Origin of the sequence: Nocardioides lacusdianchii, assembly GCF_020102855.1 — a bacterium.
Lineage (GTDB): Bacteria > Actinomycetota > Actinomycetes > Propionibacteriales > Nocardioidaceae > Nocardioides > Nocardioides lacusdianchii.
Window position 1 is genome coordinate 1 of sequence record NZ_JADHZD010000003.1, and the last position, 18,355, is coordinate 18,355.

17 protein-coding genes and 1 pseudogene are annotated in these 18,355 nt (G+C 68.9%); 2 read left to right on the plus strand and 16 right to left on the minus strand.

Translation table 11 applies throughout. The features are described 5' to 3' along the window. A partial coding sequence (locus IRX98_RS04570; RefSeq protein ID WP_224274933.1) for a hypothetical protein occupies positions 1 to 257 on the plus strand: 257 nt, incomplete at its 5' end. A 303-nt stretch (positions 258 to 560) separates the two neighbouring features. Here IRX98_RS04570 and IRX98_RS23715 read toward each other — a convergent pair. The 11 genes and pseudogenes from IRX98_RS23715 to IRX98_RS04625 form a co-directional block, all read right to left on the minus strand. Then, positions 561 to 872: pseudogene (locus IRX98_RS23715) on the minus strand (YqhA family protein); the annotation flags it as partial. A gap of 106 nt (positions 873 to 978) precedes the next feature. Next, entirely contained in the window at positions 979 to 1,287 is a 309-nt protein-coding gene (locus tag IRX98_RS04580) for a hypothetical protein (protein WP_159901071.1), read from the minus strand. Between the two features lie 211 nt (positions 1,288 to 1,498). Continuing rightward, a complete protein-coding gene (locus tag IRX98_RS04585) occupies positions 1,499 to 2,677 on the minus strand; it encodes a hypothetical protein (RefSeq protein WP_224274251.1) in 1,179 nt (392 codons plus the stop codon). 1,212 nt (positions 2,678 to 3,889) lie between these two features. Then, positions 3,890 to 4,216 (minus strand): monovalent cation/H(+) antiporter subunit G, encoded by a 327-nt coding sequence (gene mnhG / locus IRX98_RS04590; protein ID WP_068324857.1) that lies wholly within the window; start codon positions 4,214 to 4,216, stop codon positions 3,890 to 3,892. Further along, a complete protein-coding gene (locus tag IRX98_RS04595) occupies positions 4,213 to 4,485 on the minus strand; it encodes an MrpF/PhaF family protein (protein ID WP_211675446.1) in 273 nt (90 codons plus the stop codon). The genes mnhG and IRX98_RS04595 overlap by 4 nt, the downstream gene beginning before the upstream one ends. A 5-nt stretch (positions 4,486 to 4,490) precedes the next feature. Continuing rightward, on the minus strand, positions 4,491 to 4,874 hold the full coding sequence (locus IRX98_RS04600) for a Na+/H+ antiporter subunit E (RefSeq protein ID WP_159901077.1): 384 nt from the start codon (positions 4,872 to 4,874) through the stop codon (positions 4,491 to 4,493). After that, positions 4,871 to 6,445 (minus strand): monovalent cation/H+ antiporter subunit D family protein, encoded by a 1,575-nt coding sequence (locus IRX98_RS04605; RefSeq protein WP_159901079.1) that lies wholly within the window; start codon positions 6,443 to 6,445, stop codon positions 4,871 to 4,873. The genes IRX98_RS04600 and IRX98_RS04605 overlap by 4 nt, the downstream gene beginning before the upstream one ends. Continuing rightward, positions 6,442 to 6,798 (minus strand): sodium:proton antiporter, encoded by a 357-nt coding sequence (locus IRX98_RS04610; protein WP_179661762.1) that lies wholly within the window; start codon positions 6,796 to 6,798, stop codon positions 6,442 to 6,444. The genes IRX98_RS04605 and IRX98_RS04610 overlap by 4 nt, the downstream gene beginning before the upstream one ends. Next, positions 6,795 to 9,533, minus strand: a complete 2,739-nt coding sequence (gene mbhE, locus IRX98_RS04615; RefSeq protein WP_224274253.1) for a hydrogen gas-evolving membrane-bound hydrogenase subunit E — start codon at positions 9,531 to 9,533, stop codon at positions 6,795 to 6,797. Before mbhE ends, IRX98_RS04610 begins: the two co-directional genes overlap by 4 nt. Positions 9,534 to 9,576: 43 nt before the next feature. Further along, positions 9,577 to 10,665 carry a calcium/sodium antiporter gene (locus IRX98_RS04620; protein ID WP_159901085.1) on the minus strand — a complete coding sequence of 363 codons (1,089 nt, stop codon included), beginning with the start codon at positions 10,663 to 10,665 and terminating at the stop codon, positions 9,577 to 9,579. 710 nt (positions 10,666 to 11,375) lie between these two features. Continuing rightward, complete coding sequence (locus IRX98_RS04625) at positions 11,376 to 11,651, minus strand: hypothetical protein (RefSeq protein WP_224274256.1); 276 nt, start codon at positions 11,649 to 11,651, stop codon at positions 11,376 to 11,378. A 302-nt stretch (positions 11,652 to 11,953) separates the two neighbouring features. On the opposite strand from IRX98_RS04625, the gene IRX98_RS04630 reads away from it, so the two are divergent. Beyond that, positions 11,954 to 12,325, plus strand: a complete 372-nt coding sequence (locus tag IRX98_RS04630; protein WP_224274258.1) for a hypothetical protein — start codon at positions 11,954 to 11,956, stop codon at positions 12,323 to 12,325. Here IRX98_RS04630 and IRX98_RS04635 read toward each other — a convergent pair. The 5 genes from IRX98_RS04635 to IRX98_RS04655 form a co-directional block, all read right to left on the minus strand. Further along, positions 12,310 to 12,921: a hypothetical protein gene (locus IRX98_RS04635; protein ID WP_224274260.1), complete on the minus strand. Its 612-nt coding sequence runs from the start codon at positions 12,919 to 12,921 to the stop codon at positions 12,310 to 12,312. The two genes, IRX98_RS04630 and IRX98_RS04635, sit on opposite strands and share 16 nt — an antisense overlap. 90 nt (positions 12,922 to 13,011) lie before the next feature. Then, positions 13,012 to 14,478, minus strand: a complete 1,467-nt coding sequence (locus IRX98_RS04640; RefSeq protein ID WP_224274262.1) for a type IV secretory system conjugative DNA transfer family protein — start codon at positions 14,476 to 14,478, stop codon at positions 13,012 to 13,014. Next, on the minus strand, positions 14,478 to 15,002 hold the full coding sequence (locus tag IRX98_RS04645; protein ID WP_224274264.1) for a hypothetical protein: 525 nt from the start codon (positions 15,000 to 15,002) through the stop codon (positions 14,478 to 14,480). Before IRX98_RS04645 ends, IRX98_RS04640 begins: the two co-directional genes overlap by 1 nt. Next, entirely contained in the window at positions 14,999 to 15,586 is a 588-nt protein-coding gene (locus IRX98_RS04650) for an ATP-binding protein (RefSeq protein ID WP_224274265.1), read from the minus strand. Before IRX98_RS04650 ends, IRX98_RS04645 begins: the two co-directional genes overlap by 4 nt. A gap of 93 nt (positions 15,587 to 15,679) precedes the next feature. After that, on the minus strand, positions 15,680 to 18,340 hold the full coding sequence (locus IRX98_RS04655; protein ID WP_224274266.1) for an endonuclease/exonuclease/phosphatase family protein: 2,661 nt from the start codon (positions 18,338 to 18,340) through the stop codon (positions 15,680 to 15,682). Positions 18,341 to 18,355: the final 15 nt, after the last annotated feature.

The following is an 18,355-nucleotide window of genomic DNA, read 5'->3' on the forward strand; positions in this document are numbered from 1 at the left end:
CGCTCGCCGACCTCCCTCACCTCGGCCACGACGCGTCGTACTTCACGTGGCTGCCGCTACCCGAAGACGCCCGAGCCGACCGCATCGCCGCCGACCTCGCCCAGCACGACATCTCCGTCTCGACCGCTGGCCCGTTCGCCGTCACGAGCCACGTCCCACAGGCGATTAGGCTCGCGCTCGGCTCGGCCGACCTCGCCCTCCTCCCGGCCGCTCTGCGGACTGTGGCAGCGGTCGTGGAGCAAGATCGCTGCACCTGAACCGCACGTCCGGGCGGATCCGCCGCGATCAGCTCGACCGGACCCGCAGACGTGCGCGTGAGCGGATGGGCTCGCGGAGCGACCCGGTACGGGATCGGCTCGCGGAGCGCGCCAGTGCAGGATCGGCTCGCGGAGCGCGCCAGTGCAGGATCGCTCATCGGGACAGTTCCAGTGGAACGGCGGTGGGCGCCGGTCAGTGGCGCCAGCGCCTGAAGAGGAACTAGGAGCCCGCGGACGAGAGTGACCGCGATGCCGTCCGAGCAACTGTTGCGGCTCTGGGTCCTGGACGAGTTCCTCCAGGAAGCGCACCACCAGCACAAGCACCAAAGTTCCGGCGACCTTGGCTTCTAGTTCGTCGAAGGTGTGGGTTGCCAGACTCTCCGGCAAAACCAGGTCGCCGACACAGAGCTCCCACAATCCCAAGCCCACTTGGAGCAGCACAACACCGGCGAGGACCGTGTCGATGCTCTCGAAGAGGTAGACCAAGGGGTCCTCCCGTGGGCCAGTGCGAAGGTCACGGCTGCCATGAACTGGACGGCCTTCCGCCTGCTCAAGCGAAAATGGCCAGATACTGCGTCGATTCCAGGACGCGCCGCAGGGCTGGAGGTTGGTCATGCCTGGCGGCTGATCAGTGGGTGCGGATGTCTCGTGGGCCCTGGCGTTCCGTCTGCGGCGGGTGGGCTGTCCCCGGCGATCAGCAATGCGTGGGCCTTGCGTGAGCTTAACGCGTTCCGGGGGCGTGACGAACCTGCATGATCGCGCCCACGACGATGCCGGCGCCACCGCCCACCATGGTGACGGTGACGGAGGTGGGGTACTCGCGAAGCGCGCCAAGGAGTAGCAGTGTTCCACCTGCTAGCGCCGTGACTGCTACTGCCGACGAGGCGTCGGTCGCGCGCAACCACATGGTGCCGATGATGGCGATGGTCGTTGCGGCGGAGACCCAATACCCAGCGGCGTTACCCACCGGATCGTTGGGGAACAGCCCCCACGAGGACCACAGCGCTCCCACTGCGCTCAGCAGGGTCAACAGCCATCCGATGTCTCGAGATGGTTCCAGTGGTGAGAAGTCCTCGCGTGCCGTGGACTGCCGTCGGGGGTCGGTGGGGTGACTGCCATCAGCTCCCGATCGGCTGACGCTCACGTGGCCTCCTGTTCGTGTGGCATGTCGGATGTAGGCGCACGTGTGTCGCACCTCGTGCGCTGCGTTCGTGACGGGCGAACACCCTTGCGGCCTCCATTCACCTGGACCTCAGGAGGGCGATTCCCCCGAACTCATGCAGCTGTGCGTCGTCGACGAAGGCGATGAGGTTGCCGGCTTGAATTGCGTGCTCGAGGAGGTCGTCAATCAGGTCGTGGGACACAGGCCCCCCACCTTCTCCGGGCGGTCGAGGGTGGACGTAGCCCTGCTCGACGACAAGGGTGCCCGGGGTCCGGCTTGCCACGGCCGTCCAGCACTGGTCCAGCCCGGCCACTACCTGTTCGGGATCGTTGACGGCAGCCTCGCGCAGAGTCTCCAGAGTCTGCTGACCCCGTCGGTGCAGGTAGTCCTCCAGACACAACGCTGTCGCTGTGAACAGCTGGTCAGGTTTGTTGGCCGTGGGGCCGACGACGGCCCCCGCGAGCCGATGCAGCCACCGCGCACTTCTCCTCAGCTCGTTCACGAGCACCGCGTCGCCGGCCAGGACGAGCGGAGCCGGGCGCCCTGCTCGCAGGCCTGCCATCCAGGGGTCGATCCGGGCGAGCAGGTCGCTGCGGTCGTCGGCCTCGCTCTCCGCGCCGAGCCCGAGCCCCGACCCCGGGTAGGGCCTTTCGAGATTCGGCGAGGCCACCAGCCGCGCACTGCCTACGGGGAGACACTCAATCGTGTCGAGCAGCGTGACGCGTGCGGCAACCCAGTACACGCGAGCTCCGAATTCGTCGACGCGTAGGACCAGGTGCGGTGGGGTCCGGTGCAGCGCCCGGAGCAGGTCACGGGTGGCGAAGGTGGACTCGACCACGACCTTCTGGTGGACCGCCACCGGAAGCGTCCAGGCTCGCGACACGCTGTGGCTGACGAAGAGCGCGAGAGCGTTCTGCGTGCTCGAGTCCTGGGCCATGCGGGCCTGTCGTCGCAGTTCGTACATCAACCCCTCGCGGTCGCCCAACGGTTGGTCGTCGAGGCGTCGCTCGGCGTCGAGGAGCAGGCCTTCGAGGCGTTCGCGGTCCGCGATCGCCATCCGTGCAGCCGGGGTCGTCGGCATCAGCACGGAGATGCAGGGGTAACCACCGGCCGCGGTCAGATGCGCGGCAGCCTCCGGTGTGAGGTCCCGGGGAATGGCTCGGCCGCCCCCGCCGACGTGGTCGGCAACCGTGGTGAGGGGCGAATCCTCCATATCGGGAGCGTGGACTGAGGCGCCGCGCCGGTCACTATGGATCATGATCCTTCTCCTTCCGGACCTTGCACTGCGGCGGTACGCCGCTCGCTGACCGTCATGGCGTCCGCCGGGCGAACCGGCGTGCCCTTCGAACGCGGCCCGCGGTGGGGTGGGTCCTGACGATGTCGATCCGCACGAGCGGGGTTCCCGGCCACAGCTGGGCAATCTCCCCTTCGCGGTCGGCGACGTCGAGTGTCATGCGTCGTTCCCACAGGAGGTGGAGGTCTGGGTCGCGCGAGACCGGGGAGTGGGGCACCGTCAGCACCAGGTGGGCTTCATCGCCGACGGACACCCAGCGGTGGAGCTCATCGACGACGTCCCACGACAGTGGCATTCCTGCGTCGGCGCGCACGTGGGGCCTGCCCTCGCAGCGTCGATTCGCCCCGATGGGCCGTCGTTTCAGCGGGGTGGGGCTCGGCCGGAGCCAGGAGTGTGTCGAGCGCACATTCGTTCGAGCGCGGGTGTCCAGGTCCTCCGATGCCGCGCCGCCATGCCCAAGCCCTCCAGGCCCCCCTCAACGCGCTCGGCTCGTGTTCGAACCTCACCGTCACGCGACTCGCGTCGGGTCCCGCAACCCCCGCGAGGTCTTCGAGACGGTCGCGAAGGTTGCTGTCCGCCGTGGCAGTGCTGCGCCGTCGCACGAACGAGAGCAGTCCGCGGTGCGGGATCGTCAGGGTCACGTGCACGCAGCACCCTGCCTGGAGATGACGTACGACCTCGTCGAGCATCCGTGCGCGACCAGGCACCCGAGACAGGGAGTCGCACGTGGGGGTGGAACGGGTCGCCGCTCGCGGGCATCGCAGCACCAGACAGCCTGAGGAGCATCATGGACGCCTCCCCGCCGCGTCGACGTACGGGCCGTCGGAACCACCCTCGGGCACGGACCCGTGGGACGAGTGTCGCCGGTTGCGCCGTGCCGCTGCGCTCGCCTGCCCGCGCCTGACACCGCACCAGCCGAGCTGACGAGCCGCCCAGAGGCCGAGCCAGAGAGCCAGTCCGAGGAGGATGAGTAGGTCGTCCATGCTGATCACCACCGTTGTCGTCGGTCCGGGCCTCGTTGCCCGGATGGTGATCAGGAGTGGTCTCTCCCGTCCCGGTTATGGAACCCGGTCGCCGAGCTGATCAGTCGGGGTCCGCGAGCGTGGCTACGTCAGTTCCCGCGCTGGCCCACTCGCTCGTCGACCACCAACTCGCCCCTCACGGGCTGCACGACCTTCAGGGTGGAGATTCGAGCTCGTCCTGGGTGCTTGGTGTCCGAGGGGCTCTCGAGAGCCAGGCCGCCTCGGCGATGGCGATGCCGGCAATAGGCACGGTGAGCAGCTGTAGCACGATCGCGAGGCTGAGAGTGATCACCGAGGCCGGACTCGGGTCGAGGATCAGGACACCGAGCAACACACTGACCACGCCAAGTCCGGCGGCCTTCGCGGCCGCGTTGATTCGGGCGTATACGTCGGGCAGCCACAGCAGTCCTACCGCGGCGCTCGCGAACAGCGCGACGCCCACGAGCACCAGCACTCCAGCGGCCAGCTCCTGGGCACTCACGGCGAACGCCGATCGACCAGCCGCGCAAGCGCGACGGTGGTGAGAAATCCGGCCAGGGTTGCCACCATGACGAGGCTGTAGAGGGTCGGCTCGTCGAGTCGCGCCGCCAGGAGCGCCACGGCGGCGATGAGAACCGCGAAGCCAACGTCGGCCGCCAGTGCCCGGTCGGCGTCGGTGGGGCCGCGCACCATCCGCACTATGGCCGCGACGAGCGTGCCTGCGAGCACCAACAGCGCAAGGTCCAGCACCGAGCCCAGAGACGGCTCCACGCCACTCACCCTTCTTCCATTCCGTTGGGGGCCGTGCCGCCCCGCTCCAGCCGGCGGACGGCGTCAAGCAGCTCGGCCTCGAGCCGCGCCAGGTCTGCGCGAAATGCCGTCGTGTCGGAGGCGTGCATGCCGTGCACGATCAGCCGCGTGCGGTCAGGACTGAGGGAGACGGCCATAGTGCCGGGAGTCAGGGTGATCAAGCCCATGTAGGCGGCCACCTCTGCGTCGGTCCGGCACCGCAGCCGCACCTCGACCAGGGCCGGCGCGAGCCGCGGCCGGCCCGTCAGGATGGTCGCTGCGACCTGCACGTTGGCCTTCAGGTAGCGCCACCCGTAGACCACCACGAACAGAGCCAGGCGGACAGGACGAGGAGCACGGGCCCCGGTCATGGCGAGGTCACCGCCTCGACATACGTTCCGACGTCGACCAGACCATCGGCCGCCCGCTCGCAGACAACGAGCAGCGGCTCCGCAGCGAGGCCGAGCGACACCGCCACCCCGGCCAGGACGACCGCGGGGGCCAGCAGCAGCGGCCGCGACGCGATCGCATCGGCCGGGGGCAGGATCGGACCAGAGCGCGACGGGACCACCATGATCGTTGCTTCGGTCGACGGTCCAGCACCCGGTCTCGTCACGGGCTGGGACTCGGGCTGGGGCTCGGGCTGGGTGAAGATGGCGTTCCACAACTTCAGCATCGAGACCAAGGTGAGCAGGCTGACGACCGCCACCGCTGCCACTGCGGCGTACTGGTGCTCGGCGACGGCTGCCTGCACGAGTTTCAGCTTGGCGACGAAGCCGGAGAGCGGCGGGACACCGACCAGTGCCAGTGCGGAGATCCCGAATGCCCCCGCGAGCACGGGTTCCGTGCGGCCGATTCCGCCCAAGAGACGCAGCTCGTCGGTGCCGTGGCGGACCTCGATGGCGCCGGCGCACATCAGTAGCGCTGCCTTGACCAGGACGTACTGGACGAGGAAGAAGATGCCGGCCGCCAACCCGGCGGTGGTGAACAACCCCAGGCCGAGCAGCATGTAGCCGATCTGGCTGACCATGTGAAAGGTCAACACAGATCGAACGGAGCGCTCCCCCAGTGCAGCGAGGACGCCGACCACCATGGTGAGCAGCCCGAGGACGAGGAAGATCCACAACCAGCGTCGGTCGCCGTCGAACACGACGGCATAGATCCGGAACAGCGCATAGACACCAACCTTGGTGAGAAGACCGGAGAAGAGTACGACCACGGCGGGGCCGGCTACGGCGTAGCTGCTCGGGAGCCAGCTGTGCAGGGGCACGATCGCGGCCTTGATCCCCAGGGCCAACAGCACCACTGCGGTCGCGAGCGCAGCCGCCGGGTTGCGGGCAGCACCTGCCAGCTCGCCGAGGTCGACGGTGCCTGTGACGCCGTAGAGCAGGCCGACGCCAGCCAGGAACAGGGTGGAGGCGAGCAGGTTGACGCTGACGTAGCGTTGTCCGGCCGCCAGCCGACGCCGCCCTCCGGATCGGATCAGGAGCACGTAGCTCGGAACCAGCATCACCTCGACGAACACGAACAACGAGAACAGGTCGCCGGTGAGCATCGCGCCGTACACACCGGTGGAGAGCACCAGGGCCAACGCGACGAAGTGGCCGTCGTCCTCGCCTGTCACAGTCGCGAAAACGAGGCTCAGCAGCACCAGCAGCGACGTGACCGCCATCATGAGGGCGCCGAGGACATCGGCGACGAGCACGATCGCGATGCCGGACGGCCAGCCCCCGAGCCGCAGGGTCGCTATGTCCCCGTCGAGGGCGGAGGTCAGCAACACCATGGACGCCACCAGCACAACGACCGTGACGCCCCACCCGACCGCTCGAGCGATCCTTGGCGGGGCACCCGCCGAGCCCGCGCCGCGTCGGGACAGGAGCAAGACCATTCCGACGCCTGCCAAGGGAGCGAAGACCGGCAGCGCCAGCAGCATCGGGCTCATCGGCCCGCCCTCGGTTCGTCCGTCTCGTCCATGTCATCTGCTGCGCTCACGTCCGGGTCTTCGACGGACTCCGCGCGCAGGATCGCCAGCAGATAGACGCTGACCCCGAACGTGATCACCACGGCGGTCAGGACGAAGGCCTGGGGCAGCGGGTCCGCCAAGGCGGCGGGGTCCCCGGCACCATCGCCGACGAAGGGCGCCCGGCGGCGATCGAGACCACCCGACGCCAGCAACAGCACGTTGACGCCATGGCCCAGGAGCACGAATCCGAGGATCACGCGCAGGAGCCCGGGCTGTGCGAGGAACCACACCCCGCCGGCCACCAGCAGGCCGACGATGATCGCCGCGGTCACGGGTGCACCCTTGACGACTCGGGCCGGTGGGTGCGCGCCGCGAAGCGGTCGAGGGCGGCCGTCAGCATACCGAGGACCATGAGCATGACACCGATGTCGAACAGCAGTGCCGAGCCGACACCGACCGCGTCCAGTCCGGGCAGCTTGAACGGCGCCAGCACAGCCTCGCCCTTGGCGCTCGCCAGCAGTCCGGTGCCGAGGGAGACCAAGATCCCACTCCCGACTAGCAGCTCAGGTCGCGACCACCTCGGTAGCCGTCCGTGTGCGATCTGGTGGGTCGCGGCCGCGACGCCTGCGACGAGGGCGGCGATGAATCCTCCGCCGGGGGCGTCGTGGCCGACGTAGAGCAGGTAGGCAGCCACCAGCGCCGCGCCCGGCACGACCAGCCGTGCGCTCACTTGGAGGAACACCGATGCGGCGGCGCTGAGATGGTCGGCGTCGGCGGGTGGCTCCGGGGTGTGATCATCTGCGGCGGTGGAGCCGAGCAGAGCGAGCAGCCCGAGCGCGACCGCGCCGAGAACGACTGCCTCGCCAAGGGTGTCCATCGCCCGGAAGTCCACCAGGATGGTGTTGACCACGTTGGTGCCTCCGGTCGCCGCCTCGGCGTTGTCGAGAAAGAACGACGAGGCGGTTGACGGACCTCGCCGCCCGGTCAGGGCGTACGTCGCCGATGCGGCGGCGAGCCCGCAGGCGAGCGCGAGCAGCACCGACCACGGCAGTCGCGGCCCGTCCCCGGTGGGCAATCGCGCCGGCAGCCGACGCAGCACCCAGACCACGACGACGGCGGTCAACACCTCGACCAGCACGAGGGTCAGCGCGACGTCCGGCGCGCCAGCGGTCACGAACAGGGCCGCCATCAGCAAGCCGACGAACCCGAGCGCAGCAACGGCCGCGAGGGTGTCACGGGCGACCACTGCGGCCGCGACGCCGAGAGCGAACAAGCCGACCACCACCCAGTCACCCACCGTGTCGGCGGGTCGCACCGGCGGGAGGTTGCGCAGCGTCACGAATCCGACTGCCGCGAGAAAAACGACGCCACCAAGGGGCCGGACAAGGTGGCTCATCGTCCCGCCCGCGCGGTCCGGCTGCCCGACCCGGTATCCGAACGCAATCAGTCCGGCGTGGGCCCGGTCGAACGCTGCCCCGGCGTCGGGAACCACGACCCGGTCGAGCAGTCGGTCCACCTGGTGTCGACGCAGGAAGAGCATCAGCCCAGAGCTGAATGCGATGACGGACATGACGATCTCAGGACTGAGTCCGTGCCAGAACTGGAACGCCCCCAATGGCTCGCCAGGCACGACATCGGCGCCGGCTCGTGCCACGAGCGGGTTCAACAAGTCGATGCCGGCGCCCAGGACCAACCCGGCCAACGCCGCGATCGCCGCTGGGGCCAGGAACGCCGGCGACGGCTCGTAGAGGCCGGGTTGGTGAGTGCTGCCGCCGAAAGCGCCGTAGACGATGCGCAGCCCGTAGGCCGTGGTCAGCGCCGATGCGGCGACTGCGATCGAGCCGGCGACCAGCCCCGCCGCTGGGGCGAAGTCGGCCTGGAAGATTCCTTGGAAGAGGTATTCCTTGCTCACGAAGCCGAGCATCGGCACGATGCCGGCCATCGAGAGTCCGGCCAGCGCTGTCATCGTCGCGGTCACCGGCATCACCCGCCACAGCCCGGACAGCTCCCGGATGTCGCGACTACCTGCCTCCTTGTCGATGATTCCGACGAGCATGAACAACGTCGCCTTGAACAGCGCGTGGGCGATGGTGTGGAGCATGGCGGCGGCAAGAGCGATCGGGGTGCCGACGCCGATGGCGGCAACCAGCAGCCCGAGCTGGCTGACGGTCGAGTGGGCGAGGATGGCCTTCAGATCGTGCTGGCGCAGGGCCATGAAGGCGCCCCACAACGCCGAGGTCAATCCGATCGAGACCAGGAGCGCCGACCATGCGGGCACGCCCGAGAAGATGGGCGAGACCAGCATCAGCAGGTACACACCGGCCTTGACCATCGTCGCCGCATGCAGGAAGGCGCTGACCGGGGTCATCGCCACCATCGCACCGGGTAGCCAGAAATGCAGCGGCACCTGGGCCGACTTGGTAAACGCGGCGAACGCGATCAGGGCGCCGATCGGCAATGCCAGCGGTGACGCGAGGATCACCTCGCGGTCGGCCAGGATGTCGCTGATTGCCGTGCTCCCGGTGACCACGGTGAGGAGCACCACGGCTACCAGCAGGGCCAGACCGCCGGCTGCGGTGATCAGCAGAGCCCGCCGGGCCGGCCGGGTGGCCCGGCCCCCGGCCAGCCCGAGCAGCAGGAAGGAACAGTAGGTGGTGGCCTCCCAGAACACGAAGAGGAGCACAACATCGGCGGCAAGCACCAGCCCCAGCATGGCGGCCGCGAACAGCGTGAGCAGTCCGTAGATGGCCCCATGGGGATCGTGCGAGCTCAAGTAGCGAGGGCAGTAGGCCATGATCAAGGCGCCTACGCCGAGCACCATCAACGCGAACAGCGACGAGAGTCCGTTGAGCCGCAGGGCGAACGAGACCCCCAACGACGGCAACCAGTCCATGGAGGTCTCGACCGTGCCCCCGTCAAGGATCTGCGGCACGTGGAACGCGATCAGGATCGCGACCCCCGCGAAACCAGCGGCGAACACGTAGCCGAGCTCCCGGCCCAAGCCCAAGCGGGCAAGGAGCGGAGCCAGGACGGCCAAGACCGTCAAGGCGCTCAGGGCGAGCAGCACGTCGGCCTCCTCCGGTCGTGACGCTCGTCGGACATCCGGAGCCTCAGGACGGCGCCAGCGGCTCGCGAGCCGCGCGACGCCGACCAATCTCGTAGGCCCCGAGGACGACCAAGGTGATCGCGACCAACGGCAAGGTGAACCAGATCATCATGGCCGTGAAGCCCCCGAGCGCGTCGTGCTCGGTGGCTGCCAGCACCACGTAAGCGGTGAACGCGGCGTACAACCCGACGAACAGCGCGCCCTCCCAACGGGCGATGGCCATCCCGGTGAAAGCCACGGGCAGCAGCGCGACCGCTGCGGCGATCATGAGCGGGATGTCGAGGGCCACGGCCGCGTCTGCGACCGGTACCCCGTCATCGGCCACCAAGGCGGCGACGCCCAGCACAGCAGCGATGTTGAAGATGTTGCTGCCGACGATGTTGCCGACCGCCAGGTCGCGCTCACCGCGTCGAACAGCAATGAGGGACGTCGCCAGCTCAGGGAGCGAGGTACCTACCGCAACCACCGTGAGCCCGACCACCAGGCCACTCACCCCAAACCCCTCAGCGATGCCGACCGCACCCTCGACCAGCAGCTGCGCTCCGACGACCAACAGCGCCACCCCGCCGAGCACCGCCAGGAGGAGCAGCCACACCGGTCGTTCCTTCTCGCCCACTGTTGACTCGCGGACATACGGCGCACTGCGTCGCCCCACAACGACCGACACCGCGGTGTAGACGACTATCACCGTGACCAGAAAGAACCCGTCAGCAAGGCTCAGGCGGCCGTCCAGCGACAGCAGCAACAAGCACATTGACACCCCGACCATCACCGGCACGTCCAGACGAATCAACTGTGCGCGCACCGTCAACGGTAGGAGCAGCGCGGAGGCACCCAGGATCAGTAGGACGTTCACGATGTTGCTGCCCACAACGTTGCCGACCGCCAAGTCGGGTTGCCCTTCCAAGACCGCGCCGACAGTGACGGCCATCTCTGGCGACGACGTGGAGAAGGCCACCACCGTCAACCCGATGACCAGCGAGGAGAGGCCGACACGAGCCGCGAGATCCGATGCCCCCCTCACCAGAAGCTCACCGCCACCGACCAAGATGACCAGCCCGATCGCCACAAGAGCGACGTCGACTGCGCTCACAGGCTGAGAGCAAGACTCTGAGCGCGCCCGGCCGCTGATAGGCAATGGCGGTCCGCGATCAGCGGCGCGGCAAGCTCTGTCCGGGTGCCGATGAGTACTGCCATCCTCGCAGGCAACTGGCGCTGCCTGACTGGCCGGATCGAAAAGGACATCGACACTGCTCCTGACGGTCTCGGAAGGTCCTCCCGACGTCGATCGGTCGAGGCGGAACACTGGGGCGGAGATGCAGGCCGGAATGATGATGGCCCAGCGTTGAACTCACTTCCAATGCGTAGCACATCACGCGAATCCTACCGCGCATGTCAAATGGACGTGAGCCAAGTTGCAATCCACGCCACCGCGTCGCCCGGGTCAATCGACCACTCGTAGCCCAGCCATCCTCGCCTCGAGGTACGTCGACCAACGCGGCGCTGCCGGCGTCGCATACCCACGCATGGAATGACCGCAGCGGGAACCTCCCACGGGAACGACGCGGGCCAGGTGCCTGCGCTTCTGGGCCGGTGTCCGTTTGGCCCGTCCGGTGATGTGTTCCGGTGAAGAAGCCCTATTCGGTCGGGCCGCCGTGGAACCCGAGGCGAGGCCAACCGCCTACCTTCACGACGAGCCACTGATCGACCGATCTCGCCAAACTGTCCCGCGCGCGCGTCAGCAATCCTCCCTGCATCTCGACAACGGGCGGCGCCATGGCTGGTCCCGCGGCAACAGGTGCCTCAGAACAGTGCTATCTGCGCCTCGTCGACCGACGCCAGCGCGCGGGCAATCCGCTCGTCATCCCAGCCGTCCGCAACCGCGGCTCGCAGCGCGAGCGACCTGCGGTACATCGCCTCTCGGCCGAACATCCGACTGCGGTAGCCGCGCGCACCGCCGCGGCCATGCTGCGCGATCCGGGAAAGGTTCGCTGCTTGAGTGGACCCTTCGAGGTGATCCAGCAGGGTGCCCTCGGCGCGTACGCAGATCGGGTTGTCACACACGACGTGCTCGACCACCGGGGAAAGGTCGATCGACACCCCCTCGGCCAGCGCCCAGGCAACTCGATGAGGCCTAAGCACCCTGTGGCGACCTTCCCGCGATATCCAAAAGCGCCCGTACCCGTCATCACCGATCGCGGCTGTGCCGCCCCCGGCCCACAACCAACAATCGGTCTCCCGAGGGCCCTCACGACGCGCGACCAGAACCTGTCGACCTCGTCCGCCGTGAGCTGCATGCGGCCAACGTAGACGCCAGGCAGGGTCAGGCCGCCGCGCCGGGCTGCCGTCATCGCCACGGCGCGGGCGTCGGTCACCGCGCGGTGGCGGTCGGCGCTGAGCACCGCGTCGCGAGTGGTGCCGAAGGACTGCGCGGCGGTGGCGATCGCGATCGCGCAGATGCCGTCGGGTCCGACGTCGGCCACCTCGCCAGTCGCGGTCTCGGCGGCGTTGACCTGAGTGGCCAGTGCGATCGCGAGCGACCGCAGCTGCTCGGCGTTCATCTGGTCGAGCGTCCGCTCGACGGCGGACTGATTCGCGTTGGCGACCAGGGCGGCGAATGCCGCCGCCTGCTTGGCGGTGAGCTCGCCATCTGGTGCAGCCGCCTTGGCGGGCTGATCCTGCTGGTCGTCGATGAGCCAGAGCCGCCGAGTGCTGTTGTCTGGAGTGGCCATCGCGGCTACCACCTCTCGTGAAGATCGTTGTGGGCGGGCTTGGTGTCGTCGGGTTGAGTGGCGGCCGCGGCCAGTTCACCGGCGCGGTCGACGTCGTCGCGGTAGCGCTGCCGGCGGCCGCGGCGCACCGTCGTCGAGGCGTGGGTCTCGTCGCGCTCGTTTCGGGGCCTCGGTTGGTGCTTGCCCGGCTGGCAGCCGTCGCCCAGCCGGTCACGCAACCTCTCCAGGAAGCCCGGCAGGCCGTATCGGTGCCAGTCCTCGAGCGCGGCCGGGGTGACGGCGAAGCTGGTGTAGTAGCGGCTGCACGCCAGCACCGCCAGGTCATGCACCAGGTGGGGGTGCGCGGGCCAGCACTCGGGGATGCCGGTGCGGGTCACGTTCCACAGGTGCTGCTCGTTGACCCACATCGCGACCATGTCCAGCCACGCCCACAGCTCGGTACGCATAGAACCGGTACACGCGGCCGGGTCCCAAGGCCGCGGCATCTGCGCGAGCTCGCGCAGCGCCTCCTCGTCGGCTGGCGGCTCGACGGTGGCCTGCTGCAGCTGTTCCATCGCGGTCCGGATCGTCGGCCCGGGCTCGGGGAACGGCCGCACCATCAGCCCGACCAGAGGCATCATCGCGTTCCCGCCGGGGGCTACAGCAGTTCCGCCCGCTGCGCGAGAGGCGACCTGTGAGGGGCGCATCGTCGTCATCGCTCCCCCTCCCTACTTCGGCATCCCGAGGCGCTGTCGGGTCCGGGACACGGTCTCGGTCGGTGTGGGCTGGTCCGCTGCCGGGGCGGTGGGTTCCGCGACTGGGCTGCGGGCCGCACTCCGGGCACGCTTCTGCGCAGCCAGCAGCTCCTTCCCGCGCTTGCCGTCGATGCAGCGGTGCAGGTTCGCGATGATCGGGTCGTACATCTCGGCCAGGACCAGGGCCTTGCGCTGCTCGATGCGGCGCAGTTCAGACGGCTCCAGGATCGGCACCCGACGCTGGTCAAAGGACCGGTCCATCACGCCGAACAACTCGTGGCCGCGCGCCGAGTACCGGGTCTCGGTGTGGCTCGTGGATCCGATCAGGTCGGAGAGCTCCTGGTAGAAGCGGATGTCCTTGCCGCCACCGAAGACCACCAGGTTGTTCGACAACCCGTAGATGGTGCGTGCCTCGTCCTCGCCGTAGGAGACCACGAACTGCCGCCAGGTCTGGGCAGCGAGGATAAAGGACAGCCCCAGTGCGCGCTCGTTGGCCATCCGCGTCGACAGTGTGGGGATCGGCGCTGTTGAGGGCAGCTCGTCCAGGCAAGCCAGGAACGGGGGGCACAACCGTCCATGAGGGGAGGTCTCGCCCAGCCGCTTGGCCGTGTCCAGGATCTGCTCGGTGACAGCCGTCATCAGCGGTGACGCGCTTGCGTACGGGTCGTCGCGACCCAGCAGGTAGATCGTGCCGCCGGCCTTGATCAGTGCTTCCAGGTCGGTCGCGGGCCGCGTCGCGGAGGGGACGCAGCGTTCCCGGATCGAGCGCTGGAAGAACAGCGCCATGGACTGTTGGACGGTGGTGATCGTGTTGCCGGCCGTCCGCTCGTCGCCGTACAGGGCGCCGCGCAGCAGGCCGTCCCATAGGGGCTCCGCCGCCGGGTGGGTGCGCAGGATCTCCTCTGCCTGGGGATGCTCACGCGGGCTGGAGACCCACATGAGCACCTCATCCAGACCGATGCCGGCGATCGCCGCGGCGTGGAAGAAGGCCTGCAGGACCTTCGCGCACTCACCGGCGTAGAACCGGGCCGCCTGATCCGAGGACTGGGAGGTGGCACCCTTGATGGTGCCGTCGGCGAACGCCTTCGCGCGCCGTTCGGCGTGCATCGCGTCCTCGCAGCCGGCGATCGGGTCCCACACCAACTCCGGGGTGCCGGGGGCGGCGTTGAACGGGTCCAGGACCACGACCGGGCGCCCGTCACGTTGCCGGGCTTCCAGCGTGAGGAACAGGTCCTCCGGCTTGGTCAGAGTCACCAGGGCGCCGCCGGGGGCATCCAGCAGGGCAGGCACCAGCAGGTCCAGGGTCTTGCCCGACCCCTGGGGGCCGATCACGCACGTGGTCCGGTCGAACGGCACCCACAGCTCGGGACCGTTGCGCCCGGCCCGGCCGAGCCGCCAGCCCACCTCGTGGGGGTTCACGTTCTTCAGGCCTGTGGCCATCAGAGGGTCCTCTCTTCCGGCTGGTTGGCGGCCCGCCGCTTGCTGCGGACTGGCCCCCTGCGCTGGGAGCGGGCGTAGAGGTCGGGCCGGACGACGTCGGCGCTCTTGCGTAGCCGCGGCACCCCGAGCGCCTCCGCGGCCTGCGCCGGCGTGGCCAGGCCGTGCAAGGACGTGGCACCGGTCAGGCCCCGCATCCACATGCCGACGACAACCGCAGCACCGAGCACCAGCACCTCGCCGACCGCTGTGAGCACCCACATCAGTGCATGCGGCGGCAGAGTCTCGGCAACGTCGGGGCGCAGACCCACACCGAATTGCCCGTGCAGCAGCCCGCCGTAGGCGTCCAAGAGGTGCGCATTCGGCAACGCGAAGTGCCCCGACGTCGCGAACCCGATGACGGCCTGGACGACCAGCGGCGTCACCAGGAAGAAGAAGAGCGCGGCAACCATGCAGGCTGCCTTGAACTCGCCCGCCGACGGGGCGATGCTGGTGAACCGGTCGCGCCGTGCGCGCTCCATGCTCATAGCGCCGCCGCCATCGAGGCGCAGCCCGGGACCTGCCACCGGTGACACGGGAAGTCCACCGGCCCACGCTGGTCCGCGATGACTGCGACCGTGTCGATCGGCCAGTCCAGGCGCCCCTGACCGTCGAGGACTGCGGCCTCGGATGCGTCGGAGTGGTTGGGTCGCACCAAGCCCACACAACTGAGATTGGCGCCGAGCAGCGTCTGGCCGGTGAGGTTGTTGCCGCCATGAGAGGTCAGGATCGTCGTGCCCGTTCCCAGCGGCAGCAGGGCGAGCTGCTCGTCGTCGATGAGGTCCATGTCGTCGATCACCACCAGGCAGGTTCGGCGGCGGCAGGCGCGTCGGACTTGGCGATGTAACTGGTCGGGACGCTCGACGCTGCAGCGAAGATCGGCCCACTCGCTGGGTGTCTGGGCATAGACGTGCGCGTGCCGCGCTGTGTTGGCCAGCCACCAGCGGGTGAGGTAGCGCGCGGTGGTGGTCTTGCCCCGCCCGACGTCGCCGACCAGCAGCAGCGTTCGCGGGGTGCTGATGTCGAACCTGGCGGCTTGGCCATCCAAGGTGGTGCCGATGCGTACGTCCATGCCAGGAAAAGCAACCCGCACTTGCGCAGATCGGACACATAGGCACCACCGATTCACCGACTGCTGTTGCACCCCGCTGATGACAGGCGTGGGTCATGCGGCCACGGCCGGCATCCCGCCGAGGTCGAACGCCTGCTTGGGCAACGCCCACGTCACAAAGCCACCAGGTGTGGCGACGTCGGCGAACCCGACGCAGCCGTAGACGCCGTTCGCGGCGCAGCCGTAGTCGTTGCCGAAGATCTTGCCGCCGCCCACGTAGATCGCGACGTGGCCGACACCGTTGCCGGTGTTGTAGGAGACCACGGCACCCACGGGTGGGAGCGGGTCGAGCCCGGTTCCGTGAGATTGGGCTAGCCCGGCGTTGATGATGCCCTGTGCGACGTCCTGCCCGTCGCCGTAGCCGCGGCCCACGCCGGGACCGCCGTAGAGCGCGTCGACCACCTTGGGGCACTGGTTGTCGTAGGTGCAGGGTGCCCCCGAGGTCCACGACAGCCCGCACAGACCGAGAGGGGTGTTCATCATCGCGTCGAGACGGGCTCTGAGCGCCGCCGACAGGTCGCCGGCGACAGTGATCGGTGACGTGACGCAACTGGTGGCGGCGCCGTTCGTGGCGCTGCCTGCGGTGGCGGCCACCGCTTGGCGGGCGGCGTCGAGGTACTGGTGGTAGTCGGTCTTCTGGAAGGGGATCCAGTCGGCGAACTTCGCCTCGCCCGACCCGGGCCGCGCGGAGTAGAGCGCGAAGGCGTACCTCGCGTTAAGGGCCGGGTCGAAGATGTCGGCCGGGGTGTCCCATCCAGGGATCTTGCCCCGGTGCTCTCGGGCGATCTGCCACAGCCCGAAGTGGCTTCCGTTAGCCGCGTCCGGGTTCCAGCCCGACTCCACGCGGGCGATGGCCACCGCAGTGACCAGGTCCTCCCCACGGAACCCCGCGGCGTGGGCTGCCGAGGCGGCGACGCCCGCGGCGTCGAGCTCGCCGGTGAGCGTCCCCGCAGGGTCGGACACCGCCACAACGCTGCTGGTCGGACACGGCGGACAACCCGCCGGCGTGGTCGCCCCGGGCCCGGTGGGTGATCCCGCCCCCGGCCCGGCTCCGTTCATGGCCATCCGCGTGAACAGAGCCGGGTGATCGGAGTGCACCGCGGCCGCACTGATCTCCCAGGTCCTCACGACCGTCACGGGCGCGGTGTAGAAGTTGTAGATAACCCCGGAATCCTTGGTGTAGCGGTAGCCGGCCGCCTCCATCCGAGGTGCAGCCGCCTGGGGGCCGTCCTCGGCGTGCGAGTTCAGGTCGCCACCAACCAGCACCGGCCCGTACGGCGCAAGGACACCAGCCAGCTCGATCAGGTGATCCATGCCAAGGCCGTACTGCTCGACGCGGGTCATCGGCGGCGTCCCCCACTGGCGGGGATACCGGTAGGCGTTCGTCATGTGGTGCACCGCGATCACCGAGACCACGGCCCCATCCGTGCGCTGGAACAACCCCCAGGCTGCATACCGATCCCACAGCCTGTCGCCGTCCCGAACGACGACGTGGTCGTCGTCAACGATCTTCACGCGGCCACCGTCGAGCAGAGTCCAGGTGTCGGTGCGCCACATGATCGCGTTGTTCATCGACTGCTCGCGGCCTCCTGGGGTGTCATCGACCGCCTCCTCGCGGTAGGCGTCATAACCCGGCGCGGCCGCGCGCATCTGGCTCAGCGGCACGTCGCGGACCTCGTTGAGGGTGATGAAGTCCGGCGACGGCGCAGCGAGAGCGCGGACACCGGGGTCGAAGCCACCGCGGGTCTTGATGTTCGCGTTCGCGACCAGCACCTCACCGTCCATCGGGCCATCGGGTGTCGCCTCGACGGCAGGCATCTCACCTAGACCAGCGCCGTCCTGCGTCCCGCTGGTCGCGGGACCGGTCAGCTGCGCGGTGGTGTGGACGAACGGGTGGTCGGTGTAGCTGTGTGCGCCGTCGTTGGTGCTCTGGTCGACGACGGTTCCGGAGAAGGTGACGGCGGGGCTGCCCATGATCCAGTCGATCTGCTCGTCGCTGGGGTTGGCGCTCGACCAGCCCTGAGCCAGCGACGAGAACACCCGCTTGAACCGGGCCCTGTCGTTCATGTCGCCTGTCAGGAACAGCGGGGTAGTGGGCTCGGTGGCCTGCAGCTGCTGCAGCGCCTGTGCCTCGGCGGTCACCGCGGCGTCGCGCATCGCATCGGTTCCCCCGACGGCGTCGGCCGGGTTGTGCACGTTCAGGACCCAGATCGACCCGAGTCCCGTGGTGGAGGTGAACCGGGCCATCGGCATCTGGACCAGTGGCCGGCCGTATTTGACCGAGACGTAGCGGACCTCGACGACGTCCCATGCGTCGGGCTGGTAGGCGATCGCGTTGGCGGTAGACGGGTTGCCCTGGCCGTTCTTGCCCTTCACGATCGCCCACGCACCGTCGGTGGCCTCGAGGAAGGCTTGCGCCTGCGGCGGCTCGAACTCTTGGAACCCGATGATTGAGGACCCCGAGGCCCCGATCGTGGTGACCATGTTCGGGACGCGTTCGGCGTAGGGCCGCTCGCCGGGGTGCGGATTGGTGCCGTAGTGCGACGCGCCACGCCAGTTCAGGGTGCCGATGCTGAAGGAGCCGCCTATGCTGTTCGCCGTGGCGGCGCAGGCGGCGCGGACGGCCTCGATGTTGGCGTTGCCCATGCCGAGCATGAGCAGCAGCAGCGGACAGATCAGCACCAGCGGCAGGCCGAGCAGGATGGCCTTCTTCACGACTGCGACCCCCTC

Coding starts and splice junctions, on each gene's coding strand:
- IRX98_RS04585 (WP_224274251.1), bottom strand. CDS start 2,677: ATGATCCATAGTGACCGGCGCGGCGCCTCAGTCCACGCTCCCGATATG.
- IRX98_RS04600 (WP_159901077.1), bottom strand. CDS start 4,874: ATGACCGGGGCCCGTGCTCCTCGTCCTGTCCGCCTGGCTCTGTTCGTG.
- IRX98_RS04605 (WP_159901079.1), bottom strand. CDS start 6,445: ATGAGCCCGATGCTGCTGGCGCTGCCGGTCTTCGCTCCCTTGGCAGGC.
- IRX98_RS04635 (WP_224274260.1), bottom strand. CDS start 12,921: ATGCCTCTGGTCGGGCTGATGGTGCGGCCGTTCCCCGAGCCCGGGCCG.
- IRX98_RS04640 (WP_224274262.1), bottom strand. CDS start 14,478: ATGGCCACAGGCCTGAAGAACGTGAACCCCCACGAGGTGGGCTGGCGG.
- IRX98_RS04645 (WP_224274264.1), bottom strand. CDS start 15,002: ATGAGCATGGAGCGCGCACGGCGCGACCGGTTCACCAGCATCGCCCCG.
- IRX98_RS04650 (WP_224274265.1), bottom strand. CDS start 15,586: ATGGACGTACGCATCGGCACCACCTTGGATGGCCAAGCCGCCAGGTTC.